Origin of the sequence: Natrialba swarupiae, assembly GCF_008245225.1 — an archaeon.
GTDB classification, from domain to species: domain Archaea; phylum Halobacteriota; class Halobacteria; order Halobacteriales; family Natrialbaceae; genus Natrarchaeobius; species Natrarchaeobius swarupiae.
The window spans coordinates 63,261-89,648 of sequence record NZ_VTAW01000004.1 but is presented as its reverse complement, the minus strand read 5'-3'; the positions used below and the strand labels follow the sequence as shown (position 1 = coordinate 89,648).

Below are 26,388 nucleotides of genomic sequence, written 5' to 3'. Positions count from 1 at the left end.
GACGCGTTTTTGTTCACTCGAGTCCACCTCCCGTCGAACGCGAATGACGGTCGATTCCGCCGCAGACACCGATCCCGAATCCGTCCTCCGAGCCGACCCCGTGATGGCGCTGGTCGTCGAACGCCGCGACCCACACCAGATCGATCCGAACGTCGACGAGTTCGAGCGCCTGTGTGTCTCGATCGTCAACCAGCAGCTCTCGACGGCGAGCGCAACGGCCGTTCGCGAACGGATGTTCGAGGTGCTCGAGGGGACTGTCACTCCCGATACTGTCCTCGCAGCCGACCGCGACGACCTCCTCGGGGCCGGCCTCTCCCGGTCGAAAGTCGACTACGTCAGGAACGTGGCTCGCGCGTTCCAGAAACGGGATCTGACCCGTAGGGGTCTGACCGACCGGACGAACGACGAGGTGATCGCCGAACTGACCCAGATTACGGGCGTCGGCGAGTGGACCGCGAACATGTACCTCGTGTTCGTCCTTCAGCGTCCGGATGTCCTCCCGCTGGGTGACCTCGCGGTTCGTCGCGGAATCGAACGGCTCTACAACAACGGCGAGGAACTAACTCGAGCCGAGATGCGCGAGATCGCCGAGCCGTGGCGGCCCTACCGCAGTCTCGCGACGCGGTACATCTGGGCGGAGTACGAGGCCTAATACGGGCTGTCGTACGTCATTCCCGGCACACAGCGACACGTCCAGTGGCGTCCCAAGCCTGCACTGATGGGTGAAACCGTGTGTGGGTGACTGATTTCACTCATCAGTCGACGCTTGGGACGGTACTAGTGCTTTGGCACGCCTGCACTACAGCGTCGAATTCGATGGTGTGGTTCGAGTCAACGCTGCAGTCGACGGTTGCCGAAGTACTAGTTTCTAACTCTACTCGCCGATCCCCGACGACTGCCGACTGCCGTCGACCCCGGTCGCCGACTCGCGAATGACGTACGTCCCGAGACCAGCGATTCCGGCGACTGTCACCGCTAGACTAGCCGAGACACCCGTCTCGAGAAACGCCAGCCCGGCCTGGGCGAGCGAGCCGTACTCCCCGCCGAGTGTCGTCGCGAGGGCCAACTGCGCCAGTACGCTTCCGAGGGCCGCTCCGACGAAGAGAGCGAACGCGAGCGCGGCGTACGATCGCGCCACGTCGACGGAATCGGCGATCAGGTAGCCGGCTGCGAAGACCCCGACCGGCGTGACGAGTACCGATCCGAGGCTCGCGCCGAGGGTGAACAGACCGAGCATCTCGACGCCAAACTCGAAGTACGTGTGTCCGATCACCGTCGCCTGGCGAGGAAAGACCTCGACTACGCCGGCGATCACCGCAACGCCGAACGCGCCGATGGAACCGTTCGAGGGCATACTGAACGACGAGGAGACAGTCACAAAAACGTATCTGTCGCTCAACCGGACCTGCCGTCGGAACGTACCAGTCGGCTCGAGTCGATTCGCCTCGAACCGAGTCACTTCGAGCGGCGTGGGCGAGGATTTTCCCGTCGGGGAGACGTAAGACGACCGAATGCAGCCGGTCGTTCACCTCGCCGTCGGCTACCTCTGTTATGCGGGCTACGTCCGGTGGAGAGGGGGCACGTCGCCGGGCGAAGGCCCTGCACTGGCCGCGGTTTTCGGGGCGGCGCTACCCGATCTGATCGACAAACCGATCTGGTTCGTTGGTGTCGTCGACGTCGGTCGAACGATCGGGCACTCGCTTTTGTTCGCGGTTCCGCTCGTCGTCCTCGCGTGGGCGGTCGCGCGATCGCGCGGTCGGGAACTGCTCGGCGTCGCGTTCGCCATCGGCTACCTCTCACACGTCGCGACGGACGTCCCCTGGCACGTACTCTCCGGTGACTACCACGAACTCGGCTTTCTCCTGTGGCCGATCACGCCGATGCCGGAGTACACCGGCACGAAGCCGCTCGGAACCGTGCCAGGGCTCGAGGTGACGGTGACGACGCTCTGGCTCGAGGCGGTCATCCTCGTCGCTGGCGTCGGGTTGTGGTGGCGACACGGCCGACCGGGACTCGAGCCGATTCGGCGTAGGGTTGGGCGATAGCGGAGGGGAAAACACGGCGAACGCGCCGCCTGACACCCTACTTCTGGAGCGACTCCGGGTCCGGCGTCTCGGGTTCGACGTTCGCCAGTCGCATCGCGTTCCCGGTCACGCCGAGGCTCATCCCCATATCGCCGATGACGACGGCGTGGATCACCGTGACGAATCCGGGCGGTGCACCCGCGGCGAGGACGGCCTTGACGGCCAGGCTCGTCCAGATGTTCTGGCGAATGACGCCGTTTGCCTTCCCCGAGAGATCGTAGAGGTACGGGAGACGAGTCAGGTCGTCGCCCATCAGCGCCACGTCGGCCGTCTCGAGGGCCGTGTCGGTCCCCGCGGCACCCATCGCGATGCCGACGGTCGCGGTCGCGAGCGCGGGCGCGTCGTTGATCCCGTCGCCGACCATGGCGACGTGAGCGTCGTCTCCCTCGTCGCCGTGTGTCTCTTCTAACCGCTGGATCCACTCGAGTTTCTCGTCGGGCAGGAGTTCGGCGTGATACTCGTCGATCCCGACCTCGTCGGCGATCGCACGGGCCGTGCCCTCGTTGTCGCCGGTGAGCATCACGACGCGGACGCCCTGCTCGTGCAGCTGCGAGACGGCCCACGTCGCCGCCGGCCGAACGCGGTCCGCGACGGCGACGACACCGAGCGGTCGGTCTTTCGTCCCGACGATCACGACTGTCTTCCCCTCGGACTCGAGGTCGGGGACGACGTCCTCGAGGACGTCCAGACAGCGGCCGCGTTCGCACTGGGGCGTCGTCTCGTACCCCATCTCTGCGAGGCTGACTCCCCCGTCCGTCGTTGCGTGGACGTGCTCGAGGTCCGCGAGCCCGTCGAACAGGTCCGGCTTGCCGACGTAGTGGGTGTCGCCGTCGATCTCGGCGCGGACGCCCTTGCCGGTCAGGGCTTCGAACTCGGAGACGTCGTGGTCGTCTCCCGCGACGCCCTGTTCCTCGGCGTAGCCGACGATCGCCTCCCCGATCGGGTGCTCGCTGCGTCGCTCCGCGGCGGCCGCGCGGCGAAGAACATCTTCCTTATCGGCCACCTCGAGTCCGATCACGTCGGTCACCGAGAGGTCGCCCGTGGTCAGCGTCCCCGTCTTGTCCACCGCGAGGACGTCGCTGTCGCCGACCGCCTCGAGGTGTTTGCCGCCCTTGATCAGGACACCGTTTCGGGCGGCGCTCGTGATCCCGGAGACGACGCTGACGGGTGTCGAGATGACCAATGCGCAGGGACAGGAGATCACCAGCAACGTCAGGCCGACGATAAACCAGTAGCTCCAGGACGCGCCGACGAGCAGGGGCGGGACGACGGCGGCCGCGACAGCGAGGACGACCACGATCGGCGTGTAGACGCTCGCGAAGCGGTCGATGAACTGCTCGCGGTCGGTCTTCTCGCGTTCTGCGTCCTCGACCATGCGGATAATGCGGGCCAGCGTCGAGTCCTCCGCCGCGCTCTCGACGTCGATCTCGAGATAGCCCGACTCGGCGATCGTCCCCGCGTAGACCTCGTCGCCTTCGATCTTGTCCTCGGGAACGCTCTCGCCCGTGATCGGCGACTGGTCCACCGCGCTTTCGCCCTCGAGGACGGTGCCGTCTGCCGGGATCTTCTCTCCCGGGCGGACGACGACGGTGTCGCCAACTACGAGTTCGTCGGCCGGTATCGTCTCCTCGCTGCCGTCCGCGCGCCGGACGGTTGCGGTGTCGGGAGAGAGATCCATCAACTCCCGCAAGGAGTCCCGAGCGCGGTCCATCGAGAACCGCTCGAGCAACTCGGCGACCGAGAACAACACGGCGAGCATCGCCCCCTCGAAGGGATGGTGGGCGGCGACGCTCGCGACGATCCCGACGCTCATCAGGAAATCGATGTCGAGACTCCGATTGCGCACGGAGTAGTAGCCGTTCCGCAAAATCGGCGTGCCGGCAACGACTACCGCCGTAACGAACAGGAGATGTGAGAGTTCGTACGTTCGGTCGACGGGCCCGGCGGCGATCGAAACCAGCGTCGGATCGGCAGCCGAGAAGACGAACTCGAGGGCCATCCCGGCGGCGACGAGCACGGCTCCGATCGCGGTGCCGGCGGCGCGGCGGCTCTTCCAGACGGCCCGCTGGTCGGCGAGCTGAGTGTCGTCGCCGGTCGCGGTGGCCTCGTAGCCGGCAGCTTCGATTGCGGTCGTGACGTTCCCGGCGTCGGCCTCCGTCGTCGTTACCGTTACGCGCCCCGACGCCGGCCGGGTCTCGATTTCCTCGACGCCATCGGTTTCCTCGAGGGCGTTTTTGACCTTGTTCGCACACGAGGCACAGTCCATCTCGGGCACCGACAGCGTCAGTTCCGACGCGTCGCTCTCGATCGTGTACCCCGCAGCCCGAACGCGCTCTCGGATCGCGCCCTCAGTCGTGACTGCCGGCTCGTAGTCGACGATCAGCCGGCCGCTGGTCACTCGCGGTTCGATCCGATCGATCCCGTCGAGACGGTCGACGCTGTTTCGTACTTTTCCGGCACAGGACGGACAGTCCATCTCGGGTACGCGCAGTTCCAGCGTGCGACTCGAGTCCCTGGTGGGGGGCGACTCGCTCATCACCCGTCACTAGACGACGGATCGTGATACGGGTTATTTGGCGTGCGCCAACCCGGGCGTCGTCGCGGTCCGATTCGGACCTAGAGACCCGCCACCAACTGTTCGATCGCGTCGTCCGCGTCGACGAACGTCCTCGCGAGGGTGGATTCAGCGCGCCGGAGCCGGTAAGAGAGCGTCGACCGGGGGACCTCGAGCCGATCGGCGAGCTCCGAGAGTTCGATCTCACGGGGCGTCTCGTAGTAGCCGTATTCGACCGCCGCCTGCAACGCCTCCCGCTGCTCGGCGGGCAACGATTCGTCGCGGTCGGAGTCGGGCTCGATACCGTTGCGCGCCGGATCGAGTTCGGTCAGTCGGAGCATCTCGATCCCCGTACACTCGCCGACCTCGTCGCCGAGTGCGTCGAAAAAGTCGTGGATCGGCGCGTCGTTGCCGAGGACGATCCGCCAGCGATACCGGCGACCCTCGCGGTAGGTCTCGAACAGCAGCCCCTCGCCGAGGTGTTCGAGGGCGACGTGAGGGATGGACGTACAGACGTCAGTTCGCTCCCAGTAGGTGTAGACCACGAGCGTGTCGTTCGACCGGTCGAGTACCTGCACCTCGCAGTCCGCGCCGCAGTCGTCTTTGACCAGACAGTCGGCGAAGTAGTCGGCCGTCTCGTAGGCCCGCTCGAGCGCCTCGAGTGCCTCGGCGGACCCGCTGGCGTGATCGACCCGCCAGAGGCTGTCCGCGCTGACGTGACACGACAGCGACCGAATCGACGTCCCCGGATAGTCGGCGAGTACGTCGGCGACCGGATTCGTCCCCGGCTCGTACTCGAGGGCGAACACGAACTCTCTCATACGTGGAGGGAGGGACTCGTCGACCAAATGGTTTCCTCGTGACGAGCGGACGCGTCAAAACAGCTTTGTCGATGAAACCTAACCAGCGCGTATGGCCGACGGAACTGTCGAGGGAATCTATACGGCACCGGATTCCGGCGAACCAATGGCCCACGTCGAAACCGTCGAGGCCGTCGCCGGACGAGGACTTCGCGGTGACCGATACTTCCGCGAGCAGGGTCTGTACGATCGCCGCGAGGACCTCCCGGAGGCCACCGACGTGACGCTCGTCGAAGCCGAAGCGCTCGAGGCCGCGATTCGCGACGAGAACACGGCGATGCAGCCGCGACAAACGCGGCGTAACATCCTGACACGAGGCGTTCCGTTGAACCACCTTGTCGACCGCGAGTTTCGAGTCGGGGAGACGACGCTCGTCGGCGTTCGCCTCTGTGAACCGTGCAGTTACATGGAGTCGCTGGCCGAGACCGACGGTGCCGTCAGTGCGCTGGTCCACCGCGGCGGACTCAACGCCAACGTCGTCGACTCGGGGACGATCGCAGTCGGCGATTCGATCGAGTACTGAGACGGGTTACTGTCCGTCAGTACCGCTGGGCCCGGGACCCGTTCTCCGGGAACGGCGGGACACAAGTACAGCGAACCGTCTCAGGTGTCACTGCGATTCGATAGGAGTGGAAAGAACGGGCGACTGCATCGATCGAGCGTGGCCCGATTCACTGAACCGCTTGGAACTGGTTCGACCCGCAGGAACATTGCTCGGTTCCGATCGGGCGAATACGCCCGTCCAAGAGTTTCTTTGCTGCATACACTGTGCCACAGCGATCGCACACGCCCACAACACGGTTGTGGTCGCGCAAGGCAATCACCCGGTCGATATTGGGATGACCGTCCCTTCAATCCTCGTGAGCGCATTCGTGTACTTCGTCGAGAACTGACGGTCGTTCGACCGAGAACGTCACCGTCGTCCACCGGGAGGTTCGTTCCAACCGAGCTAGCCATCCGCTCGACCTGCGTCTCTTCAGTCTGTACACGAGTTCCGGCTCGAGACCGTCCGATAGTAGCCACTGGACGTCATTGCACATCCGATCGCCAGACGGATCGTCGATGGGTATGTGACTCGTTTCAGGTGTTACGATAGCGGTATTTCTCGGTTCGCGCTGAGACTTTTGCTTTCAGTCGACGGTTGAACTCGTCGCCATCACAGCCCTCGTGGACCCGTCGGTGACAGTTCGGACACAGCGCGATCACGTTCGCCGGGTCGTCCGGGCCGCCATCGCTCCGCCGCGTGAGGTGGTGCACCTCGAGGAAGGGCTCTTCTTTTTTGTTCAGGAAGGGGGCGTCTTCCTCACAGCCCTGGCAGACGCCGTCCGCGACTCGCAGTGCGAATTTGCGGACGATATCGGATCGAGGGTAGGATCGGGTGCTCGAGGACGTCGACGTGGGTGCGTTTGCTGTGGTCGTGGGTGCGCTCTGCGTTGCTTTTTCGAAGAGTTCCTGCTCCGAGAGTGAGTTTGGGGTGACCTCGAGTTCGATGTCCGTGCCGTCGACGGGAGCTAACTGGAACCGGAACGCCTCTCGCAGGTCGCCGTTCTCGTCGGGTAACTCCGTCGTGCGGTGGCCGACGTACTCGTACTCGCCGAGGTAGGTGACGATCCAGGGCCGGTCGGTATCCTCGAAGAGATGGAGTTTATTGTCGTTCGCTTTGTGGGTGCGGATCGCTTCGTTCCCGTCGTCCATCGTCATGTCGCCTTCGGTTCCCTCACCCGTGTAGAGGAAGGTATCGTCCTCGAGGAACTCGTCCTCGTAGCCGTGGTCGTGTCCGGCGTCACCAGTGAAGATGAACAGTAGTGGCTGGTCGTTCGTTCTCGAGATTCCTCTGTATCGCTCGCCCCCGAGGACATCGTGGATGAACCACCGGCTGTAGGTCTCTCCGACCTCGAACGTGCCGTCCTCGATCGGGATGGAATAGGTTCCGTCTCGGTTGGTGACTACGTTGAGGGCCTCGAGCCACTCGAGATGGCGCGAGACGACGCCTTTCGGAAGTACGTGGTCGGGATAGGCTTGCTGGAGTTGGTCTTGGATGGCTTCGATTGTTCGATGGCCGTTCGGGATCGCTCGAGCGATTTCTCGGAAGCCGTCGACAGCCGTTGCGAGCCCCTCGTACATGACCAGGGGCTCGTCGTGTCGCCAGAAGGCCTCGCCCTTGTTCGTGGGCTGGTAACCGTCGGCGGTGTGGTCGAGGAGATCGATCGACTCGAGGAAGGAGATATTTCTCTCGATGGTTGCTGTTGTGTTTGCGGGTGTGTTCTCGAGTATCCAGTCGATTAGTTCATGATCTGTTGGGTTCTGCCTCGAGACAAATTGGAGGGTAGAATGGAGATTTTCAATTCGTTGGTCCGTGCCGCCGAAAAATCGTTCAGCGGTCATTCGAGTCATGACTCACAGCATATTCCGTATTGTAGATAAATCTGTTTGAGAAGAACGTATATTATTGGTTATATATCCAACTATCGCTTTATAGTTTATCTATATCGAACATTAGTATAGAAGGAGAGTACTTTCTTATTTACCGTACAATATAGGCCTGCCAGTAGGAGACTACCCCAGTAGAACCACCTCCGAAGCCCTCGGCGCTCTCGTGACACCGGGCCTCGCTGCGCTCGCTCCCTTCGGTCGCGTGCTTGCGTCGTCCGGGAGCCACCGAGAGCGCCTCGCCCTTCGAGTCCACCAGGAGCATGGATTGGTCAGCCGACACCTGGCGGACTCGAAGGGCGAGCGTCGCTTCGGGAAGCACGACGACGTAAGCACCGCAGCGCAAGCGAGGAGCGCAGCGAGGCGCGCGACTGAAGCGACGCGAGGGCTTCGGAGGTGGTAGTGATTCCAGAGCGATCAGGAGAATTGCTCGTTACGTATACACTCATATCCAACAGTTGGTCAGGTCAAGACAGCGGGAACACAATCCCACGAGATCGATTCCATGACATACTCTCATGTACTGTTTTCCTATGAGATCAGATCTCCAGCGTGATTCAGTTATCTCTCCCCATTATTATCCCCGTTCGGTACATCAGGACGACTCGTCCTGCCCGCCGACGCATCGATTCTGGGCGACTCGAGTCGATCAACACGGGATCCCTCGACCGACCGGGATTCCGACCCGAACCCGGAGACAACTGACGTCCACGGCTAGGTCTGTCCACACGCTCGAGAACCCCCTCGAGAGAGGTCTCTGATCTCGTTCGGCACGCACTCCCCCAGCAGACCGCGGCTGTTCGATGGGTTCGGTAGCGATGGGTCCGTCTCTCGAGCGGTCGTTGGCGGTCAAAGATGAGGACGCTCGAGGTGGTCCTGTCTGCGGACAACAACTGTCTCCGGTGGCAGTGACCGATATGACGGGAACTCTCCCGGCTCAGCACTCGCAACCGGCCACTGCCGACGATCGTGACGTCTGTTCTGTCACGGATGATTCTTCAGTGCGTCCGCTTCTCGGGGTCGGTTGCGTCGTCGAACTCTGTCGCGGTGGCCGCCGAGTCAGCGACGTGACACCGCGACGCAACCGCGCCGGTCTCCTCGAGTGACGGTTCCGACTCCCGAGATTACGCGTCCCATGCTCGAGCACAGCAACGGTCAGCCGGGGACCGTCAAGATCTATCGCGAGTACCACGAGAAACTCCGACGGCACGACGGGTGGTACTGTTTCGTCGTCTATCGACCGCATGGATGCTCGGGACTGACGGTCGTTCGGGACAAGATGACTCGAGCGTGCGATCTCCCACTGCTCCGGTGGTACGGCGGCGGCGATTACCGCGAGACCGAGCAGCCGAAGATCCCAATCGACGATATTTTTTGAAATACAGTCCGATTTAGATAAGATCTTGCGGCCGTTCCGCACCGTGGTCTCTCAGTTCGTCGTCAAACGAAACGAGTGTTGCATCGATGGCGTCCGACGCGGCTAATACGAGAGCATCCATTGGATAGAGAAGGGTCTCGTCTTGGAGGTGATTCGCGTTCACCATATCTGACGCGTCGGGAAATGTCACAGTTGTTCTGGAACTAACTCGCTGCTCGATTTGCTCGACGCGCTCGCGTTCGAACTATTTCTTTTTTGTGAGCACTGTGCGCAGTTCCATGAGATTGAGTACCGAGGTATAGGTTTCGTCGAAGTCGTTGAGAACACGAACACCGGTTTCAGAGCGCTCAGTATCCTTTGTAACGGCTGCGACGATAACGTTTGTATCGAGAAAGAGTTTCATAACCGTTCGCGGACATCACGGACCGCTTCAACGGAGTCCACTTCCTCGTCGACAGCTAACTCTTGGAGCGCATCGCCGAGCGGAACGTCTTCGTCGTCCTCGGGGTCACCAGCCATGAATTCGGCGAAGTCGTCGGTTGTGAGGCCCATACAGACCAATTACCGACCTGATTGCAAAAGCCTACTGGTGATTCGAATCGCGGCTTCGATCGACTCCTGATCGACGGTCACCGTCTGCTCGACCTCGAAACTCGGTACTCGAGTCGAGACCGTCTCGGCGATCTCCTGGCGCTGCTCTATCGTGAGGTCGTCGCACTCGAGGACAACGAGGACGTACCAGCCGTCGGCCTCGACGAGCCGCTCGTGGTTTTCTCGGCGGATCCACCAGCGACCGGCGCGGCCGTCGTACGTCTCGTCACAGGACTTCGCCTCGGCGACCTCGTCCGCCGTCGCGATCACGCCCGCGTGCTCACCGCCGACGTCCTGGATGTACTCGAGGTCGTACCACTCAGCCCGATCGTCGTCGACTCGCTCGAGTGGCCAGCGGTCGCAAGCCGCGGTATCGACATAGTGGCCCCGCTCGCGGTTCTCCGCGACCGTCACGCCGACCACCTCCCTCTACTAATCGCAAGACAGCGGAAGGGCGCGTGCGGGATCCGGATGAACTCTTCTGCAAATGGACCGTCTTCAAACGGGAGTTTCGACGATACCGGAAAGAACAGCGTCGCTACTCGAAGTGTAGTAACCCTCGGAACGGCAGTAAAATTCGAGTGGACTCGTCGGGATTGAGCAAACCCGACAGGGTTTGCGATGTTCGGCGAGTCCGCGACTGAACGAGCGTCACGACGTGAAGAAGTGGACTCGCCGGGATTTGAACCCGGGGCCTCTCCCATGCCAAGGGAGTGATCTACCTCTGATCTACGAGCCCTCGTTCGTACTCACTTCTTTCCCGGGCGAATAAATAAACCCCTCGAAACGCTCGAGCCGCGACACGGAGCCACAGGGCGACCCACATGACAACGCTTTAGTCCGCGCCGACGGTATCCCACGTTGGGAAGCGCACGGCCGCAAATCTGACTCGCTGTCCACTCTTTCGGGCGGCTTGGGATTGCGGAAGTGCACCGGCAGCCGTGAGTCGGCTGTCGCACAGTCGAGCGGTCAGTGCGATTCCTATCCTCGATATATGGCACGAATGCACACGCGCCGTCGCGGCTCGTCCGGTTCGGACAAGCCGACGGCAGACGAACCACCGGAGTGGAGCGACGTCGACCCAGAGAACGTAGAACAGCGGGTCGTCGAACTGGCGGAGCAGGGTCACGATCCGAGTCAGATCGGGATCAAGCTTCGCGACGAGGGCGTGACGGGAACGCCCGTCCCGGACGTCAAGCTGGCAACTGGGAAGAAGATCACCGAGATTCTCGAGGAAAACGACGCGCGACCGGACGTTCCCGAGGATATTCGGAACCTGATGGAGCGCGCAGTGCGTCTGCGCGAGCACGTCCGAGCGAACCCGCAGGACTATCAGAACAAACGCGCCCTGCAAAACGCCGAGTCGAAGGTTCGACGCCTCGTCGACTACTACCGTGGCGACGAACTCGATCCCGACTTCACGTACTCCTACGAGGTCGCGACGGAGATTCTAGACGAGAACTAGATGTCTACAGACGGTCGTTCCACGGACGCGTCCGCCGGTTTCGACGTGGGGAGTGCGAACTTCGTTCGACTCGTCACCCGAGCGGACGGTGACGCGCTGGCGGCGAGTGGCCTCGTCGCGAGAGCGCTCGCTGAGCGTGGAACGCCGTTTCAGCTGACCGTTGGGAGGACCGTCGCGGAACGAACCCATCGATCGCAGGCAGTGGCGGACGAATCCGCCGCCGGTCGCGACCTGACGCTGGTCGTCGGCGCGGTCGATGCGGACGTTCCCCGACTCGACACAACGGATCGTCCCGCGACGCTCGCGGCCGTCGATCTGGTCCGTGTTCTCGACGTCGATCCCGATCCGGTCCTGGCGCTCGCCGGACTGGTGGCCGCCGGGGTCGATCCTGGGGCTGGCGAAAGCGAGTGGATCCTCGAGACTGCCCAGGAGCGGGGACTCGTCGAGCAACGGCCGGGGGTCGCAGTTCCAACTCGGGATCCGGTCGACGGAATCACACACTCGACGCGTCTCTGCGCGCCGTGGTCTGGCGATCCGGACGCGGTTCGAGAGACGCTCGAGTCCGCCGACGTACCGGTCGACTCGGTCACGGATCTCGACGGCGACGATCAGCGGGCAATCGGCTCGCTCGTCGCACTCGACGCGGTTGGCACCGACGAGGCGACGGCGACTGCCGCCGAGTCGGTCGAACGAGTCTTACGGCCGTACGCGACGCCCGACGGGCCGTTCGAGACGGTCGGCGGCTACGCCGACGTCCTGGAGGCGAGCGCACGAACGGAACCCGGAACGGGTGCCGCGTTCGCGATGGGACACGGGGCTCGCGAACCGACGCTCGACGCTTGGCGTGAACACGGGCGAAACGCCCACGACGCACTCTCGGCAGCGTCGACTGGCCGGTACGATGGTCTGTTCGTCGTCGGCGTCGACGACGGCCCGGTCGAGACGGTGGCACGGATCGCCGCCGCCTACCGCTCACCGGAGCCGGCCGCTCTCGCGGTCGGCAACGGCGAGGTAGGGCTCGTTACCCGCGCTCGCGATTCGATCGCGGCGACCGTCGAACGCATTGCCCGCGATCTCGCGGACGCGACGCTCGACTCGAGCGAAGCGGGCGACGGGAGCGAGCCGACCGTCGAGTACGACGTCGGACGTCGTCGGGGCTATCTGAGATACGACGGGTCGCTGGACGATTCGACGGTCATCGAGACGGTACGGGGTGTTCTATGAGCCGGCGAGCGACGATCCGGACGAGACACGACGAGCCCGAACTCCTCGCCCGGACACTGCGTCCGGACAACACCGACGAGATGGAGACGAGCGTCGATCGAACGGGCGACGCTGCTGCGGTCGTCACCCTGATCGAGCGCGAGACGATCGCCGGATTGCACTCGACGGTCGACGACTACGTGGTCAACCTCGAGGTGGCGATGGATGTCGTCCGGCACGGACGAGAGACGCGGGACGACCGATCGGAGGACGATCGATTCGAGGGACAGAGCGACCGACCGACGGACACGGGATCTGTGTCCGACAACAAATACGAACACGATACACAATGAGTGAACGATCAGTTTCACGTGCGAAACAGGAAAAGCGGTGGTACACCATCCTGGCACCCGAGCAGTTCGACCGCCAGGAACTCGGTGAGACACCCGCTGACGAACCGGAGAAAGTATACGACCGAACGATCGAAACGACGCTCGGCGAGTTGACCAACAACGCCAGCGAGAACAACACGAAGCTCACCTTCAAGGTGACCGATGTCGGCAGCGACTCGGCGTACACCGAGTTCAAATCGCACTCGCTGACTCGCGATTACCTGCGTTCGCTGGTCCGACGCGGCGCTTCGAAGGTCGAGGCCTACGTCACCGTCCTCACGACGGACGACTACCGCGTCCAGATCCAGCCGGTCGCGTTCACGACCAAGAAGGCAGACGCGAGCCAGGAACGAGCCATCCGCGAGCAGATGGTCGAGATGGTCGAAGAGGCCGCCGCGGAGCGAACGTTCGAGGAGCTCATCTCGAGCGTCGTCGAGGGTCGACTCTCCTCGGCGATCTACGGCGAATCGAAGACGATCTACCCGCTTCGACGCGTCGAGATCCAGAAAGCGACGCTCGAGGCTCACCCCGAAGAAGTCGCCGAAGAGGAGGCGACCTCCGTCGACGTCGACGAAGAGGAAGTCGCGACAGACGACTGAACTCGACCAGTGGACCCACACCGATCCTCCGGTACCGATCGAGTGTGGGACCACTCGTCGTGTACCCCTGACCACACGGCGTGTTGAACTGAACGGCCGTGAGTTGGGTGGTCGTCGCCCAGTTGGGACGGCGAGACCCGTCGCAGTCGTGGCTCCGGCCAGAACATTCATCGGTGCCGCTCCCCAACCTGTAAGATACAGTAACTAAAGTGAGTTTTGCCGCATTATATGGACATGAGAGCCGATTTACGACCGGAATTGGATGCCGTAATGATGGAGGGGAACCCTACGGATGATTGATAATACTGCCGACATACTCTCGTCGCTTTCGGCGCGTTCCCTTCTCGAGGCGACGGATCAGCCGTGTCTGGTCGCGACGGCGACCGATCGGCGGATCGTCTGGGCGAACGAGGCTGCAGGGGCCTTGTTCGACCGGCCGGCGGCGGAGCTGACCGACCGATCATTGCTCTCGGTTCACCCGGCCGAGGAGCGTAAAGCGTACCGGCGCGCACTCGCAACTGAGGGGAAAGTCGAGCGACTGCCGGACGGATCATCCCTTTCGGTCGAGTGTGGTGACGGCCGCAAGCGGGTGAGCGTCCGAACGACTCGCGTGGATCACGACGAGGGGCTGGTCGTCCGATGGTTGGACGTTCACAGCGACGGCGACGAGCGATACGCGGACAGTGACGAGAGTACCGGCGGAGATGGTCCGAGCCACGCGGATAACGGGCCGCCTGCGGGAGTCGCGTCGGTCGACCGACCGTCGTCGGTCGGAGAAACAGGACACACATCCGAGGCTAGCTGGTCGCAACTCGATGCAGTCGAACGGCGATCACACCTGTTCGAGACGCTCCAGGAAGTCGTCGACGTCGGCGTTTGGCTGTACGACATCGAGTCGGAGTCGCTGTGGTGGAGCGATCACGTGTTCGAACTGTTCGGCCGATCGGCCGACGACGAGTCGGTGTCTCACCCCGACCTCGAGGAAGCACTCGAGGGGTTTCACCCGGAGGATCGGTCGACGGTCAGGGAAGCGATCGAAGGGGCGATCGAGGACGGCGAGCCGTACGACGTCGTCGTGCGGATCGTAACCGACGACGGCGAGACTCGCTGGGTTCGTGCCAAAGCCGAGTCTCGGTCGGTGGGCGATATCGACGCCGGCTCCACTTCACTGATCTGTGGGACGATCCACGACGTCACCGACAGGAAGGCTCGCGAGCGCGAGCGAGAGCGAGACCGGGAACGGCTCGAGGTGCTGTTCGACGAATCGCCGAACGTGATAATCGTCCACGACCTCGAGGGCAACGTAATCGACGTCAACCAGAAACATCTCGAGAACCTGGGCTACGACCGAGAGGAAGTACTCTCGATGCACGTCAGCGAGTTCGAGACGGGGACCTCGAGGGAGGAACTCGAACAGCTGTGGCGGGAGATGGACGTCGGCTCGCATCGGGAGCTGAGAGGTCATCACAGACGAAAGGACGGATCGACGTTCCCGGTCGAGGTCTGGTTGAACAAGATCGAGATCGACGGCGAGGAACGGATCCTGGCCGTCAGTCGCGACATTTCGGAGCGAAAGCGCAGGGAGCGAAAACTCGAACAGTTCCGCAAGGCGATCGAATCGGCTGGCCACGCGATCTTCCTGACCGATCAAGAGGGAACGATCGAGTACGTCAACCCTGCCTTCGAGGAGATCACGGGCTACGCGGCGAGCGAGGCCGTCGGCGAGACGCCGTCGATTTTGAACTCCGGACGGATGGACGAACGATACTACCGGGAACAGTGGGAGACGATCCTCGCGGGCGAACAGTGGGACGAACAGATAATCAACCGGCGCAGATCGGGGGGGACGTACCACGCCCACCAGACGATCGCCCCGATTACGGACGGGGACGCCGAGGACGAGGATGAGGGGGGTAGTGACGGCACCGACGGTGGCCCCACAGTGACCGGGTTCGTTTCGATCCAGACGGACATCACCGAACGGATCGAACAGGAACAGCAGCTGAACACGCTGGATCGCGTCCTCCGTCACAACCTCCGGAACGGACTCAACGTGGTCAACGGCCACGCGGAGGTCATTCAGGCAGATGGCTCCGACGACGTCAAATCTCACGCGACGGCCATCCTCGAGAACACGACCGAACTCCTCGAGACTGCGACCAAGGGGCGGAAGGTGACGACGGTGCTTCTCGAACCGGATCGGAAGAAACCGATCGACGTCGCCGCGGCCGTCGAGAACACGGCCGCGGCCGTCGCCGACGCGGAGCCAGAGGCGGACGTGATCGTCGACGCGCCCAGTCAGGCGGTTGGGACCGCCACGGAACGGATCGCCGACGCCGTCGCGGAACTGCTCGAGAACGCGATCCGTCACACCGATCGGGAGCGCCCGAGCGTTACGGTTTCAGTCGACGTCGACGAGACGGTTCGAATTCGCGTCGCGGACGACGGTCCCGGAATTCCCGAGATGGAACGCGAAATTCTCGACGAGGTCAGGTCCGAAGACGACCTCTACCACGGGAGCGGGCTCGGCCTCTGGTTCGTCTACTGGGTCGTCCGCAAATCCGGCGGTCAGCTCGAGTTCGAGGAGAACGACCCGCGCGGGAGCATCGTGACGATCAAACTCGATCGGGCACGCTCGAGCAAGGGACTCACGTCGGGGTAGGATAGACCGGGACGTGGAAACGTGTGTCCCGACGAAACGCCCCCTCGCGGGTCGAACTCAGTGTCGTTGGTGAGCGTCTGCAGGCCGGAACTCGAACCGCGCGCCGCCTGTCGATCCCTCTGTGACCGAGACAGTGAGACCGTGGGCGTTGGCGATCTGGTCGACGATCGCGAGTCCGAACCCGGTGCCGCTCTCGTCGGTCGTATAGCCGCGTTCGAGGACGGTTTCGCGATCGTCGGGCGCGATTCCCGGCCCGTCGTCTTCGACGTAGAAGCCCGCGACTCGCTCGAGGGGGCCGACCCGGACGTCGACGTCTGCTCCGGCGTGTTCGACCGCGTTTCGAAACAGATTCGAGAGGAGTTCTCGCAGCCGGGCGGGATCGGCCTCGACGGTCGTCTCCTCGATCGCCAGCGAGGCGTCCGCTGCATCGACCTGTCGCCAGGCGTCTTCGGCCGTGGCTTCGAGTGAGACCGGTTCCGGATCGAGGACGAGCTGTCCCTGTTCGGCCATCGTGAGAAGGTCGTCGATCAGCTCTCGCATCCGATCGACCGTCTCCGAGAGGTTCGAACAGGCCTCGAGGACGGTTGCAGACTCGACGTCGTCGTCAGCCGTCTTCGCGACGTGTGCCAGATTCTCGAGGTCGCCCTCGAGCAGCGTGAGCGGATTTCGCAGGTCGTGTGCGACCGTCTCGCCGTACTGTTCGAGTCGCTCGTTCTGGGCCTCGAGTTCCGCCCGGTAGGCTTTGAGTTGGCTCACGTCGCGGTTGATCGCGACGAAGCCGTCGATGTCGCCGTCTCTGTCGGTGATTGGCGCGATCGTCTGGTCGACCGCGAAGTGACTCCCGTCTTTGCGCTGGTTTATTACCTCTCCGTGCCAGACGCCACCCTCGAGGATCGTTTCCCACAGTTCCTCGTAGAACGCGTCGTCGTGTTCGCCGGAATTCAACATCGCCGGCGTCTCGCCGACGACCTCGCTCGCCGCGTAGCCCGTGATCTCCTCGAAGGCCTCGTTGGCGTACTCGATCGTCGCGTCGACGTCGGTGATGAGGACGCCGTGGCCGGCGTGTTTCACGGCGCTGCGGAACCGCTCGAGTTCCTGTTCGCGTTCCTTGCGTTCGGTGACGTCGCGGTTGATCGCGACGTAGCCATCGGTCGATCGGCCGTCGGTGATCGGAGAGATCGTCTGGTCGATCACGTACTGAGTGCCGTCTTTGCGCTCGTTGATCACCTCGCCGTGCCAGACCTCGCCGTTGCGGATGGTCTCCCACAGCCCCTCGTAGAACGCGTCGTCGTGTTCGCCCGACTGGAGGAGTGCCGGCGTCTCCCCGAGCAATTCTGACTTCTCGTATCCCGATAGGTCGCTCATCGTCGGGTTAGCGTAGGTGATCTGTCCCGTTTCGTCGGTCACGAAGATCGCGTGCCCGGCGTCCTCGATCGCGTCGTAGAGTTCGTCGAGCTGGCGTCGCTGTCTGGCGATCGTCACGCAGTGGCGGATCCGGTTGGCGAGTAGATCGTATCTGGCGTCACCGGTGTCTTTCTGCAGATAATCGTCCGCCCCCTGCCGGATCGCCCGACTCGCGACCGCTTCCGATCCTTGCCCGGCAAACATGACGAACGGAAGGCTCGGGTACGCCTCCGTGATCATCTCGAGGAACGCGAGCCCGTCGGCGTCGGGCATCTGGTAGTCGCTGACGACACAGTCGACGGTCTCGTCGTCCTCGAGGTGGTCGAGTGCCGCTGTCGGGCGCGTAACGGTTACCGTCTCGAAGCCGTGTTCGTCCTCGAGATAGTCCGCGACGAGCTGGATGAACGCCTCGTCGTCGTCGACGAGCAACACCGTCGGCGACTCCACGAATCCCGACGAATCGTGGGGAAGCGAATCGATCGGCGTCGTGGTCCGTCTGACCGAGGAGTGAAACGGTGTCATCGGTTACTCGCCGGCGTGTGAGCGGGTCTGCGATGGCTGACTCCCAGTCGACCGCTCGCCGGTCTGCGACCGACCGGGACTGAGACATAGCGGTCCGTACGGCAGGGTGGTCGGCGACTCGGGCGATGGCTGGTGTCACAGGTCGACTGGCAGAGTCCTCCCATCTATTTATACCGGCCTTTGTACCGGCCTCGTATGAAGACACCGGCTACGAACCCAACCAGTCGCGACGGCGCGTCTCGCTCGAGGCGATCGCCGAGCCGAACTCTTCGATTCGAGAGGTCGACGACGCGAGCGCGAGATCAGCCGAGCGAAACGGGGTCGACCTTCAGATACTCCCGGGCAACCACGGTCGCGTACGACCCCTTCGGGAGCGCAAAGGACAGCGACAGCGGCTCGGTCTCGATATCGAGGTCGGTCCGAACCAGGATCGCCCGGCGGGTCCCACTGGAGTAGAACTCGCCAGGGAGATCGAAATCGGCGGGCCCGAGGTCGAGGTCCGCGAGCACATTCCGCTCGATTTCGCCTTGCTCGCCGTCGGCGAGTTCAGTCTCGGTCCCCACGAGCGGCGCGGTGACGAACGCCCGGCCGCGCTCGCAGTGGCGCGTGACTGAACGCAGGCGACGCTCGTCGACTCGCTGGAGACGGTCCGTATCGGGCATCTCGAGTCCGTCGGGGGCGTCGGTGTCGGCGAAGCAGACGACGTCCCCCGCGACGGGTTCGTCGAACGGCAGCCCGCGCTCGAGACGCTCGGAGAGCATCAGGTTGAACGCGTAGGACTGGGCGGCGTGGACGAACAGCCGCTGGAGATTCGAGGGGACGCGCTCGAGTGCGGCTCGAAAGTCGTCGGGACCGGGTTCGCCGTCGCACTCGGCGAGTTCGTGCAGCATCGAGCGTTCGTACCGCAGACGGTTGGGAAACCGCTCGAGGGCCTCTTGCCAGTCACGCGTTTCCTCGACGAACGTTCTGGCCTCCTGTGTCCCCTCGGGTTCGGCCTCGGTCGGACGACCCAGATACGCCATCACCGCGCCCTCCCAGTCGTCGCGGACGATCTCGAGGCCGACCTCGTGGGTGACGGGCCGGCGACTGCCGAAGCGCTGCTGGCCGAAGAAGTTGGGGACGCCGACGGACGTTCCCGCTGCGTCCTCGGAACCGGAAGCGTCCTCGAGGTCGCCGAACGCTGCCAATTCCTCAGTAATTTCCGCGGCGTTATCGGGACGGTCGAGATCGGTAACGACAAGCGTGAAGGCGTTGCCCGCCAGGTCGCCGAACTCGAGGTTTCGCCCGGCGCGTCCGAGCACCTCGAGATCCGCGCCGTCGACGTCGGGGAGCTCCTCGGGATCGGCGCCGTAGACCGAGAACAGCTGTGTCGTCACGGCGTATTTGTCCTTGGTACCGGCCCAGTTGACCCGCTCACGGGAGATGCCCAGCGCGTCGGAGAGGCGAGCGGCGAAGTCGTTCGTATCCCAGCCGCGAAGGGTCGCCCGGAAGACGAGGTGGGGGTAGGCGTCGGTCGGGGCGTCGATCGGTTCCGTTTCGAAGCGCTCGAGTTCGCGCACCCGAAACTGTTCGTCGTCCTCGCGCAAGCGGCCGCCGACGCCGTCGGCGTCACTGACGTAGTAGTGCATGCCGACGGCCTGCTCTGTGGGATGTGCCGGGCGCATTCGTGGGACACTCCGGGCCGCCGGCGCAAAGAGTCGGCGGTTCGGGCCGACCGGACGCGCTCTGGCGCGTCATGGCTTATCCACAGGTCGATCGGGGTCAGATCGGAGACGGAGTCGACGGGCCGTATCAGCCGCCGACAGTCGAGTTTGGCGCGCCGACACGGTTATTATCGCTGCTGACTTCCGGACGTCACGAGATCGAACCGGTCTCGATCGACTCGTGCTATCATGGATTCGAACCCCACTCGGACGAACCGAACTGAAGCGACGACCGCCTTCGAAACGGAACTAGAACAGCTCGTCACCACGGCGTTCGCTCGAGGCGCCAGCATCGAGGCGACCTGGGAGATCGCGACACCCGTCTCGGGCGCTCCCGACTGGCTCGTCACGGTCGAAAAGCGACCGACGAAAACGAACGGGGAGTTCGAACCACAGTTTCTCGAAGAATAACACGAACGAGTGTCACTCAGAACAACTGATGTGTATATTCCAGCCAGCGAAGTGGGGAAAAGATTATGAGCGTTGCGGACTAGCCAGAACTGTACTCTGCTGAAGTCGGAACGCGAGAGTTGTCGGTATCCGGGAGCCGTGTAGGTGAAGTACGGAGAGACCATGAAGCCACAGACACGCAATCCCAACGGTGGAGAGACAGACACACCCCAGATCGATGCGACGGATATGTTCGGCATCTTCTCTGCAAAGCGCCGTCAGTACGCCCTCGCGTATCTCAGACAGAAGCCGGCGGCGATTCCGATCGGTGACCTCGCCGAGTATATCGCACTGAAGGAGGGAGAACCCTCCTACGATCGATACGAGCGGATTCTGACCGATCTCTACCACAATCACCTGCCACGGCTGACCGGACTCGGAGTCGTACGCTACGACGAGTCGGAAGAACTCGTCGAGCTCGCGGTCGATCGGTGTGTAATCACACCGTACCTCCGTCTTACGGAGCACGCAGACGCCTAATCGAGTGTTTTCGAACCGATAATCGTCTTCGATTTCCGGGAGTCAGAACAGGGCGAGATCGCCCGTAACCCGATCGACCCGGTCGTCCGCCGCCGGGCCGACGGCCAGCGTGGTCACGGTGCCGGGCTCGAGTTGGGTGTGTCCGGCGTCGCGGACGACGGCGTGTGGAATGCCCTCGCTGTCGGCGATCGCCGCGAGTTCGTGGAGCTCTCGCTCGCTTTCGCCTTTGAGGACGACTTTCTTCTGCCCGCCGCGTTTCCACTGGTCTCGAAGCTGGCTGTCGGCGTTCTCGTATGCGGACAGCGACGCGTGAGCGACCTGTGCGGCGAGTTTCCCCTGGCCCATGCCGATATCGGTTCGGGCGACGATGGCCTGTTTCATGGCCGAACGGACGCGGCCGTCGAGTATAATCCCGGTGATCCGACTCGCGGGCTACCCCGTCGGGGACTGTCGATTGGGACGCCGGTCGCGGGCCACAACGTTTCGTGGGGTTTTACGACGGCCCGATTCCACTGACCGCCTAATGATCCTCTCCGACGCGGACATCCTGAAGCGCCTCGAGGACGGCGATCTCGTCGTCGATCCCGTAGACGACCTCGAGTTACAGATCCAGCCGGCGAGCGTCGACCTCCGACTGGGCCGGGAGTTCCTCGAGTTCCAGCGGACGAACATCCCCTGTATCCATCCGAACTCGGAACGGGAAGTCGACGAATACGTGACCGAGACGGTCGTCGAGGAGGGCGACGATTTCATCCTGCATCCGGGCGATTTCGTCCTCGGGACGACGTACGAACGGGTCGAGATTCCGCCGGACCTGATCGCCCACGTCGAGGGACGGTCGTCGCTGGGACGCCTCGCCGTCGTCGTGCATGCAACTGCGGGGCTCTGCGATCCCGGGTATCGGGGTCAGATCACCCTCGAGCTGTCGAATCTCGGAACTGCCCCAGTCGCCCTGACGCCGGGTATGCGCATCTCACAGCTCACCTTTACCGAGCTCAAAACCGAAGCCGAGCGGCCCTACGGGAGCGAGCGCGGATCGAAGTACCAAGACCAGGATGGTCCACAGGCCTCGCGCATCCAGAGCGACGACGAGTTCGGCGGCGACCAACTCGAGCGCGAAGAGTAACTCGTCGAATCTCGAGGGTGATCAGCGTCGCGGGCCAGCACGAGGGTCCGTTTCGGCGGAGAGACCGACGGACCCACAAGTTATTCCCGGTGAGGCCGTAGGCACCGGTAAGAGATGCAATTCGTCGAAGAGATCGTCGTCGACGAGTTCCTGCCGACGGTGCGCTCGATGCTGGCCGCAGCGCTCCGCGAGCGGGGACTCACCCAGAGCGAAGTCGCAGAGATGCTCGGGATCAGCCAGAGTGCCGTCTCGAAGTACGCCCACGGCGACGTGACGACCAACGATCGGGTTGTCTCGGACGAACGAGTCGAAGCTCTCGTCGAGGAACTCGCAGACGGGCTGGCGGCCGGTGACGTGACACCCGTTCGAGCGTTGATCGAGATCGAAATTCTCATTCGAGAACTCGAGGGGGGCGGGGACCTGCTCGCACAGCTCCACGAGGAGGCCGTCCCCCAGCTCGGAGAACACGACGCGAGCTTTCGTGTCCACGACCCGGAGAACGAGCTCCGGACGAGCGAGCGCGTGCTCTCGTCGCTCCGACGGGGACTGCGCATTCTGGAGAACGCGAGCGGCTTTACGACGTTGATCCCCGCCGTCGGCTCGAACCTGGTCGCCTGCACGCCGGGCGCAGAGGACGTCGACGACGTCGCCGGCGTTCCGGGCCGAATCTTCGACGTCAAAGGGCAAACGACGGTACCGGCGAGCCCGGAGTTCGGCGTCTCCGAGCACGTCGCGACCGTGTTGCTCGCAGCGAGATCCCGCGGCGCGGAGGTCTCGGCGGCGATCAACGTCACCTACGACCGCGAACTGCTCGGGGCACTCGAGGAACGCGGCCACGTCGCCGCCGAGTTCGACGAGTCTGAAGACATCGCCTCGAGCGTCGCCGCCGCGATCGACGACGAGCCAGACGCGACGGTGCTCTACCAGACCGGCGGGATGGGAATCGAGCCGCTGATCTACGTGCTCGGTTCGGACGCCGAGTCGGTCGCCGACGACGTCCGGTCGCTCTCCTGAGACGGACCGAGTAACACATGACTCTCGAATCGATGACTACGGAAGGCGCACAGGAGTTCTACGGCCGCTGGGCAACTCCCTACGACGTGATCGCCCGACGGACGCCGGGGATCCAACGTCTCCGTCGGCGGGTGGCTGCTGCCTGTCAACTCGAGCCCGGCGACACCGTCGTCGAGATGGGCTGTGGGACGGGCGCGAACCTGCCGTACCTACGCGAGCGGGTCGGTCCCGAGGGGACGGTAGTTGGAATCGACTTCACCGGTCCCGTCCTCGAGCGGGCGCGGGAGGCGACCGCTGCGTACGACAACGTCCACGTCCTTCGCGCCGACGCGACGACGCCGCCGCTTCCCTCGAGCGACCGTTCGGCGGCCAGCGACGACGAGGCTTCGGTGGACGACACCGGGCGAAGCGACGTGGAGGTCGCTGGCGTCGATCCAGGCCCGATCGACGCGGTTCTGGCGACGTTCGTCGTCGGCATGCTCGAGGACCCCGCGGGCGCGGTCGACGACTGGTGTGAGTTCGTCCGACCGGGCGGTCACGTCGTCCTCGCGAACGCCGCCCGAAGCGACGAGTGGTACGCGCCGCCGGTCAACGCCGTCTTCAGGACGATCGTCGTTCTCTCGACGCCGCCGACGGCGAAGCTCCGGTACGAGGACGATCCCCACCTCCGTCTCGACGAGCGGATCGACGCCGCACACGCTCGCCTCCGTGAACGATCGGTCGCCGTCGCCGACGAAACGCACGTCTTCGGGGTCGTTCGGCTCACCGGCGGACGACTACCGGACTCGGAGTAGCGGGTTCGGTGAGATTGGTGTGGAAGCGACGCGAATCGTCTCGTACAACAGGCCATCTCAGACGTCCGACTCGAGTCCCTCGTACTCGGCGATCCGGCTTCGAACGTCGTCGGGGTATGGCACCGACCGGTTCGTCTCGGGATCGACGTAAACCATCACCGTCTGGGCGGTCGAGACGACGTCACCGTCGACGCGGATCTCGTAGTCCATCGTACAGCTCGTCTTCCCCAGTTCGGAAACCCAGATGGCGACGACCGGCTCGTCCCCGAGCGTGATCGGCTGCTCGTAGGAGATCTCGAGGTTCGCGACGACGAACGGGAGGTCGTCCTCGGCGAGATCGAACAACTCGTCCATGTATGCGACGCGGGCCGCCTCGAGGTAACTCACGTAAACGGCGTGATTGACGTGGTCGAACGGGTCGAGGTCGCGGTATCTGAGCGGAACCTCGACGGTGAACTTCTCGGTCATCGTCTCGTCGAACGGAACTGCGGGAAAAGTACGCTCCGGTTCCGAGGGAAGTTACCACGATCGAACTCCTGTGACAGTTCGGTTCGAAGGGCGAACCAACCCGTCAGTATCATCCATCCTCGGACCGGTCGTGACGACCGACACGATCGGGCCACGGCCACCGGCCGAGGTGTTCACACACCCGCATATATTCACGTGCTTGTATACCGAAACCGGAGCCAGGACAAAAACTTTTAAACCGTCACTCTATCTATGCTCGAGCATCCAACATGGGGGCATCCGATCCGATCGCGAACTACTTCGGGTTCGACGAGTACAGCACAGATTACGGGCGGGAGACGCTCGCGGGCGTGACGACGTTTCTGGCGATGGCGTACATCATCGTCGTCAATCCGGCGATCCTGAGCAATGCGATCCTCTTCAACCACGAGACCGGTGAGTTCGAGTCAGAGACGGTGATAAACGGGACGGCCTACACCGGTGCCGAGGTCGTCCAGATGCTCACCGTCGTCACCATCCTCGCGTCGATCGTCGCGATACTGGTGATGGCGCTGTATGCCAACCGGCCGTTCGGACTAGCGCCGGGAATGGGGTTGAACGCCTTCTTTACGTTCACCGTGGTCGTCATCCTCGGCGTTCCGTGGCAACTCGCACTCGCCGCCGTCTTCGTCGAGGGGATCATCTTCATCGCGCTGACCGCGGTTGGTGCCCGAAAGTACATCATCGAACTGTTTCCCGAACCCGTGAAGTTCGCCGTCGGGGCCGGTATCGGTGTCTTCTTGCTGTTTCTCGGGCTACAGGAGATGCAGGTCGTCGTCCCCTACGACGCGACCCTCGTTACGCTCGGTAACGTCCTCGAGAGTCCCGTCGCGGCGCTCTCGCTGGCCGGTCTGTTCCTGACACTGCTGTTGTACGCACGCGGCGTTCGCGGATCGATCGTGATCGGTATCGTGACGACCGCGATCGCGGGCTGGGGGCTCACGCTCGCCGGAATCGTCACGCCGGGCGTTCTCACGCCCCCCGGATCCTACGAACAGGCGACGAACGACGGGATCCTCTCGATGCTTCTCTCCGTCCAGTACGACTTCACGCCGCTGTTCTGGGGCTTCGTCGAGGGACTCGGCATGATCACCGACGATCCGATCATCTTCGTTCTGGTCGTCTTCACGTTCTTCTTCGTCGACTTCTTCGACACCGCGGGGACGCTCATCGGCGTCTCTCAGATCGCCGGCTTCCTCGACGAGGAGGGTGACCTCCCCGACGTCGAGAAGCCACTGATGGCCGACGCAGTCGGCACCACCATCGGTGCGATGATCGGAACCTCGACCGTCACGACGTACATCGAATCCTCGACCGGGATCGAAGAGGGCGGCCGTACCGGGTTTACCGCACTCGTCGTGGGTATACTGTTCTTCCTCGCGTTGCTGATCGTTCCGATCGTCCAGGCGATCCCGCAGTACGCGACCTACCTCGCGCTGGTCGTCGTCGGCATCATCATGTTACAGGGCGTCGCCGACATCGACTGGCAGGATCCCGCGTGGGCGATCAGCGCCGGGTTGACGATCACGGTGATGCCGCTGACTACGTCGATCGCAAACGGCCTCGCGGCGGGGATCATCAGCTATCCGCTGGTCAAAGCCGCGACCGGCGACGCCCGAGACGTCTCGCTCGGCCAGTGGGTTCTCGCGGTCGCGTTCGTCGCCTACTTCGTCGTCTACTTCGCCGTCGAGGCTGGAATGGTCGTCTTCTGATCGAGACACGACAGCCGGCTTTCGACGCCGACCGATGCGCTCTTAGGTTTCAGCGAGCTACCACGTCCTATGGCAGATATCACGATGTACGACCTCCCCGGCTGTCCGTTCTGTGCGAAAGTCCGCTCGAAACTCGAGGAACTCGACCTCGAGTACGACGTGATCGAAGTCCCTCGCTCACACGGCGATCGGACGGAAGTCGAGCGCGTGAGCGGACAGACGGGCGTCCCGGTTATCACTGACGAAGCAAACGACGTCGAAGGGATGCCCGAGAGCGACGATATCGTCGAGTACCTCGAAGAGACGTACGCCTAACACCGATATCGATTGCGACCCCGGTACCGGCATTCGCAGCGGCAGTGACTCGAGTTTCTGAAGGGTGTACAAACTGCAACCCCGGGTACCAGTGAAATCGTCGACGACGTAGCCACGCAACTGAAAACCGGGAAACTGCGGGG

25 protein-coding genes, 1 tRNA gene and 2 pseudogenes are annotated in these 26,388 nt (G+C 63.3%); 16 read left to right on the top strand and 12 right to left on the bottom strand.

Annotated elements, in window-relative coordinates:
* Positions 1-43: 43 nt before the first annotated feature.
* Positions 44-652 carry a DNA-3-methyladenine glycosylase family protein gene (locus FYC77_RS05145; RefSeq protein ID WP_149080436.1) on the top strand — a complete coding sequence of 203 codons (609 nt, stop codon included), beginning with the start codon at positions 44-46 and terminating at the stop codon, positions 650-652.
* 222 nt (positions 653-874) lie between these two features.
* On the opposite strand, the gene FYC77_RS05140 is transcribed toward FYC77_RS05145, so the two are convergent.
* Positions 875-1,354 (bottom strand): hypothetical protein, encoded by a 480-nt coding sequence (locus FYC77_RS05140; RefSeq protein ID WP_149080435.1) that lies wholly within the window; start codon positions 1,352-1,354, stop codon positions 875-877.
* Positions 1,355-1,511: 157 nt separating this feature from the next.
* On the opposite strand from FYC77_RS05140, the gene FYC77_RS05135 reads away from it, so the two are divergent.
* The gene (locus FYC77_RS05135; protein WP_149080434.1) at positions 1,512-2,045 is read left to right on the top strand and encodes a metal-dependent hydrolase; all 534 of its coding nucleotides are present in this window, start codon (positions 1,512-1,514) and stop codon (positions 2,043-2,045) included.
* 37 nt (positions 2,046-2,082) lie between these two features.
* Here FYC77_RS05135 and FYC77_RS05130 read toward each other — a convergent pair whose 3' ends face one another.
* Both FYC77_RS05130 and FYC77_RS05125 read right to left on the bottom strand, forming a co-directional pair.
* Positions 2,083-4,620 (bottom strand): heavy metal translocating P-type ATPase, encoded by a 2,538-nt coding sequence (locus tag FYC77_RS05130; RefSeq protein WP_149080433.1) that lies wholly within the window; start codon positions 4,618-4,620, stop codon positions 2,083-2,085.
* 80 nt (positions 4,621-4,700) lie between these two features.
* Positions 4,701-5,459 (bottom strand): helix-turn-helix domain-containing protein, encoded by a 759-nt coding sequence (locus FYC77_RS05125; RefSeq protein ID WP_149080432.1) that lies wholly within the window; start codon positions 5,457-5,459, stop codon positions 4,701-4,703.
* A gap of 91 nt (positions 5,460-5,550) precedes the next feature.
* Here FYC77_RS05125 and FYC77_RS05120 point away from each other — a divergent pair, with 91 nt between their 5' ends.
* Complete coding sequence (locus FYC77_RS05120) at positions 5,551-6,021, top strand: MOSC domain-containing protein (protein WP_149080431.1); 471 nt, start codon at positions 5,551-5,553, stop codon at positions 6,019-6,021.
* Between the two features lie 557 nt (positions 6,022-6,578).
* On the opposite strand, the gene FYC77_RS05115 is transcribed toward FYC77_RS05120, so the two are convergent.
* The gene (locus FYC77_RS05115; RefSeq protein WP_149080430.1) at positions 6,579-7,892 is read right to left on the bottom strand and encodes an HNH endonuclease; all 1,314 of its coding nucleotides are present in this window, start codon (positions 7,890-7,892) and stop codon (positions 6,579-6,581) included.
* A 1,156-nt stretch (positions 7,893-9,048) separates the two neighbouring features.
* On the opposite strand from FYC77_RS05115, the pseudogene FYC77_RS05110 reads away from it, so the two are divergent.
* Positions 9,049-9,306, top strand: a pseudogene (locus tag FYC77_RS05110) (hypothetical protein); the annotation flags it as partial.
* Positions 9,307-9,319: 13 nt separating this feature from the next.
* Here the strand turns inward: FYC77_RS05110 and FYC77_RS20995 are convergent.
* From FYC77_RS20995 to FYC77_RS05095, 4 genes and pseudogenes are all read right to left on the bottom strand, one after another.
* A pseudogene (locus tag FYC77_RS20995) lies at positions 9,320-9,709 on the bottom strand (type II toxin-antitoxin system VapC family toxin).
* Positions 9,706-9,858 (bottom strand): hypothetical protein, encoded by a 153-nt coding sequence (locus FYC77_RS20345; protein WP_202911774.1) that lies wholly within the window; start codon positions 9,856-9,858, stop codon positions 9,706-9,708. Before FYC77_RS20345 ends, FYC77_RS20995 begins: the two are co-directional and overlap by 4 nt.
* Before the next feature lie 9 nt (positions 9,859-9,867).
* Positions 9,868-10,311, bottom strand: coding sequence for a hypothetical protein (locus FYC77_RS05100; RefSeq protein WP_149080428.1), 444 nt, complete (start codon positions 10,309-10,311; stop codon positions 9,868-9,870).
* 253 nt (positions 10,312-10,564) lie between these two features.
* Positions 10,565-10,636 (bottom strand) — tRNA-Ala (locus tag FYC77_RS05095).
* Between the two features lie 255 nt (positions 10,637-10,891).
* Between FYC77_RS05095 and FYC77_RS05090 the strand changes: the two genes are divergently transcribed.
* The 5 genes from FYC77_RS05090 (at position 10,892) to FYC77_RS05070 (ending at position 16,218) form a co-directional block, all read left to right on the top strand.
* Complete coding sequence (locus FYC77_RS05090; RefSeq protein ID WP_149080427.1) at positions 10,892-11,362, top strand: 30S ribosomal protein S15; 471 nt, start codon at positions 10,892-10,894, stop codon at positions 11,360-11,362.
* Positions 11,363-12,586: an exonuclease gene (locus FYC77_RS05085; protein WP_149080426.1), complete on the top strand. Its 1,224-nt coding sequence runs from the start codon at positions 11,363-11,365 to the stop codon at positions 12,584-12,586.
* Positions 12,583-12,918, top strand: coding sequence for a KEOPS complex subunit Pcc1 (locus FYC77_RS05080; RefSeq protein ID WP_149080425.1), 336 nt, complete (start codon positions 12,583-12,585; stop codon positions 12,916-12,918). Before FYC77_RS05085 ends, FYC77_RS05080 begins: the two co-directional genes overlap by 4 nt.
* The gene (locus FYC77_RS05075) at positions 12,915-13,556 is read left to right on the top strand and encodes a 30S ribosomal protein S3ae (protein WP_149080424.1); all 642 of its coding nucleotides are present in this window, start codon (positions 12,915-12,917) and stop codon (positions 13,554-13,556) included. Before FYC77_RS05080 ends, FYC77_RS05075 begins: the two co-directional genes overlap by 4 nt.
* Positions 13,557-13,848: 292 nt before the next feature.
* Positions 13,849-16,218 carry a PAS domain-containing sensor histidine kinase gene (locus FYC77_RS05070; RefSeq protein ID WP_149080423.1) on the top strand — a complete coding sequence of 790 codons (2,370 nt, stop codon included), beginning with the start codon at positions 13,849-13,851 and terminating at the stop codon, positions 16,216-16,218.
* A 57-nt stretch (positions 16,219-16,275) separates the two neighbouring features.
* Here the strand turns inward: FYC77_RS05070 and FYC77_RS05065 are convergent, their stop codons facing one another.
* Positions 16,276-18,144, bottom strand: coding sequence for a hybrid sensor histidine kinase/response regulator (locus FYC77_RS05065; RefSeq protein ID WP_149080422.1), 1,869 nt, complete (start codon positions 18,142-18,144; stop codon positions 16,276-16,278).
* 302 nt (positions 18,145-18,446) lie between these two features.
* On the bottom strand, positions 18,447-19,808 hold the full coding sequence (gene truD, locus FYC77_RS05060) for a tRNA pseudouridine(13) synthase TruD (protein WP_149080421.1): 1,362 nt from the start codon (positions 19,806-19,808) through the stop codon (positions 18,447-18,449).
* 228 nt (positions 19,809-20,036) lie between these two features.
* On the opposite strand from truD, the gene FYC77_RS05055 reads away from it, so the two are divergent.
* Together FYC77_RS05055 and FYC77_RS05050 are read left to right on the top strand one after the other, a co-directional pair.
* Positions 20,037-20,258, top strand: a complete 222-nt coding sequence (locus FYC77_RS05055; protein WP_149080420.1) for a hypothetical protein — start codon at positions 20,037-20,039, stop codon at positions 20,256-20,258.
* Positions 20,259-20,420: 162 nt separating this feature from the next.
* Positions 20,421-20,777, top strand: coding sequence for a DUF7344 domain-containing protein (locus FYC77_RS05050; RefSeq protein ID WP_149080419.1), 357 nt, complete (start codon positions 20,421-20,423; stop codon positions 20,775-20,777).
* A 42-nt stretch (positions 20,778-20,819) separates the two neighbouring features.
* On the opposite strand, the gene pth2 is transcribed toward FYC77_RS05050, so the two are convergent.
* Positions 20,820-21,158 carry a peptidyl-tRNA hydrolase Pth2 gene (gene pth2, locus FYC77_RS05045; protein WP_149080418.1) on the bottom strand — a complete coding sequence of 113 codons (339 nt, stop codon included), beginning with the start codon at positions 21,156-21,158 and terminating at the stop codon, positions 20,820-20,822.
* A gap of 142 nt (positions 21,159-21,300) precedes the next feature.
* Between pth2 and dcd the strand changes: the two genes are divergently transcribed.
* The 3 genes from dcd (at position 21,301) to FYC77_RS05030 (ending at position 23,711) form a co-directional block, all read left to right on the top strand.
* Complete coding sequence (gene dcd, locus FYC77_RS05040; protein WP_149080417.1) at positions 21,301-21,903, top strand: dCTP deaminase; 603 nt, start codon at positions 21,301-21,303, stop codon at positions 21,901-21,903.
* A 114-nt stretch (positions 21,904-22,017) separates the two neighbouring features.
* Positions 22,018-22,917 carry a thiamine-phosphate synthase family protein gene (locus tag FYC77_RS05035; protein ID WP_149080416.1) on the top strand — a complete coding sequence of 300 codons (900 nt, stop codon included), beginning with the start codon at positions 22,018-22,020 and terminating at the stop codon, positions 22,915-22,917.
* Positions 22,918-22,934: 17 nt separating this feature from the next.
* Complete coding sequence (locus FYC77_RS05030; protein ID WP_238386790.1) at positions 22,935-23,711, top strand: class I SAM-dependent methyltransferase; 777 nt, start codon at positions 22,935-22,937, stop codon at positions 23,709-23,711.
* Positions 23,712-23,768: 57 nt separating this feature from the next.
* Here FYC77_RS05030 and FYC77_RS05025 read toward each other — a convergent pair whose 3' ends face one another.
* Positions 23,769-24,179, bottom strand: a complete 411-nt coding sequence (locus tag FYC77_RS05025) for an acyl-CoA thioesterase (protein ID WP_149080415.1) — start codon at positions 24,177-24,179, stop codon at positions 23,769-23,771.
* A 269-nt stretch (positions 24,180-24,448) separates the two neighbouring features.
* Here FYC77_RS05025 and FYC77_RS05020 point away from each other — a divergent pair, with 269 nt between their 5' ends.
* Together FYC77_RS05020 and FYC77_RS05015 are read left to right on the top strand one after the other, a co-directional pair.
* Entirely contained in the window at positions 24,449-25,930 is a 1,482-nt protein-coding gene (locus tag FYC77_RS05020; protein ID WP_149080414.1) for an NCS2 family permease, read from the top strand.
* Between the two features lie 69 nt (positions 25,931-25,999).
* Positions 26,000-26,245, top strand: a complete 246-nt coding sequence (locus FYC77_RS05015; protein ID WP_149080413.1) for a glutaredoxin family protein — start codon at positions 26,000-26,002, stop codon at positions 26,243-26,245.
* Positions 26,246-26,388: the final 143 nt, after the last annotated feature.

Excerpts from the sequence above, each read along its gene's own strand:
- FYC77_RS05130 (WP_149080433.1), bottom strand. The coding sequence starts at position 4,620 with ATGAGCGAGTCGCCCCCCACCAGGGACTCGAGTCGCACGCTGGAACTG.
- FYC77_RS05135 (WP_149080434.1), top strand. The coding sequence starts at position 1,512 with ATGCAGCCGGTCGTTCACCTCGCCGTCGGCTACCTCTGTTATGCGGGC.
- FYC77_RS05035 (WP_149080416.1), top strand. The coding sequence starts at position 22,018 with ATGCAATTCGTCGAAGAGATCGTCGTCGACGAGTTCCTGCCGACGGTG.
- FYC77_RS05025 (WP_149080415.1), bottom strand. The coding sequence starts at position 24,179 with ATGACCGAGAAGTTCACCGTCGAGGTTCCGCTCAGATACCGCGACCTC.
- FYC77_RS05125 (WP_149080432.1), bottom strand. The coding sequence starts at position 5,459 with ATGAGAGAGTTCGTGTTCGCCCTCGAGTACGAGCCGGGGACGAATCCG.
- FYC77_RS05030 (WP_238386790.1), top strand. The coding sequence starts at position 22,935 with ATGACTCTCGAATCGATGACTACGGAAGGCGCACAGGAGTTCTACGGC.
- FYC77_RS05080 (WP_149080425.1), top strand. The coding sequence starts at position 12,583 with ATGAGCCGGCGAGCGACGATCCGGACGAGACACGACGAGCCCGAACTC.
- FYC77_RS05020 (WP_149080414.1), top strand. The coding sequence starts at position 24,449 with ATGGGGGCATCCGATCCGATCGCGAACTACTTCGGGTTCGACGAGTAC.
- truD (WP_149080421.1), bottom strand. The coding sequence starts at position 19,808 with ATGCGCCCGGCACATCCCACAGAGCAGGCCGTCGGCATGCACTACTAC.
- FYC77_RS05115 (WP_149080430.1), bottom strand. The coding sequence starts at position 7,892 with ATGACTCGAATGACCGCTGAACGATTTTTCGGCGGCACGGACCAACGA.
- dcd (WP_149080417.1), top strand. The coding sequence starts at position 21,301 with ATGATCCTCTCCGACGCGGACATCCTGAAGCGCCTCGAGGACGGCGAT.
- FYC77_RS05145 (WP_149080436.1), top strand. The coding sequence starts at position 44 with ATGACGGTCGATTCCGCCGCAGACACCGATCCCGAATCCGTCCTCCGA.
- FYC77_RS05075 (WP_149080424.1), top strand. The coding sequence starts at position 12,915 with ATGAGTGAACGATCAGTTTCACGTGCGAAACAGGAAAAGCGGTGGTAC.
- FYC77_RS05120 (WP_149080431.1), top strand. The coding sequence starts at position 5,551 with ATGGCCGACGGAACTGTCGAGGGAATCTATACGGCACCGGATTCCGGC.
- FYC77_RS05090 (WP_149080427.1), top strand. The coding sequence starts at position 10,892 with ATGGCACGAATGCACACGCGCCGTCGCGGCTCGTCCGGTTCGGACAAG.
- FYC77_RS05050 (WP_149080419.1), top strand. The coding sequence starts at position 20,421 with ATGAAGCCACAGACACGCAATCCCAACGGTGGAGAGACAGACACACCC.
- FYC77_RS05085 (WP_149080426.1), top strand. The coding sequence starts at position 11,363 with ATGTCTACAGACGGTCGTTCCACGGACGCGTCCGCCGGTTTCGACGTG.
- FYC77_RS05140 (WP_149080435.1), bottom strand. The coding sequence starts at position 1,354 with ATGCCCTCGAACGGTTCCATCGGCGCGTTCGGCGTTGCGGTGATCGCC.
- FYC77_RS05065 (WP_149080422.1), bottom strand. The coding sequence starts at position 18,144 with ATGACACCGTTTCACTCCTCGGTCAGACGGACCACGACGCCGATCGAT.
- FYC77_RS20345 (WP_202911774.1), bottom strand. The coding sequence starts at position 9,858 with ATGGGCCTCACAACCGACGACTTCGCCGAATTCATGGCTGGTGACCCC.
- FYC77_RS05015 (WP_149080413.1), top strand. The coding sequence starts at position 26,000 with ATGGCAGATATCACGATGTACGACCTCCCCGGCTGTCCGTTCTGTGCG.
- FYC77_RS05070 (WP_149080423.1), top strand. The coding sequence starts at position 13,849 with ATGATTGATAATACTGCCGACATACTCTCGTCGCTTTCGGCGCGTTCC.
- FYC77_RS05055 (WP_149080420.1), top strand. The coding sequence starts at position 20,037 with ATGGATTCGAACCCCACTCGGACGAACCGAACTGAAGCGACGACCGCC.
- pth2 (WP_149080418.1), bottom strand. The coding sequence starts at position 21,158 with ATGAAACAGGCCATCGTCGCCCGAACCGATATCGGCATGGGCCAGGGG.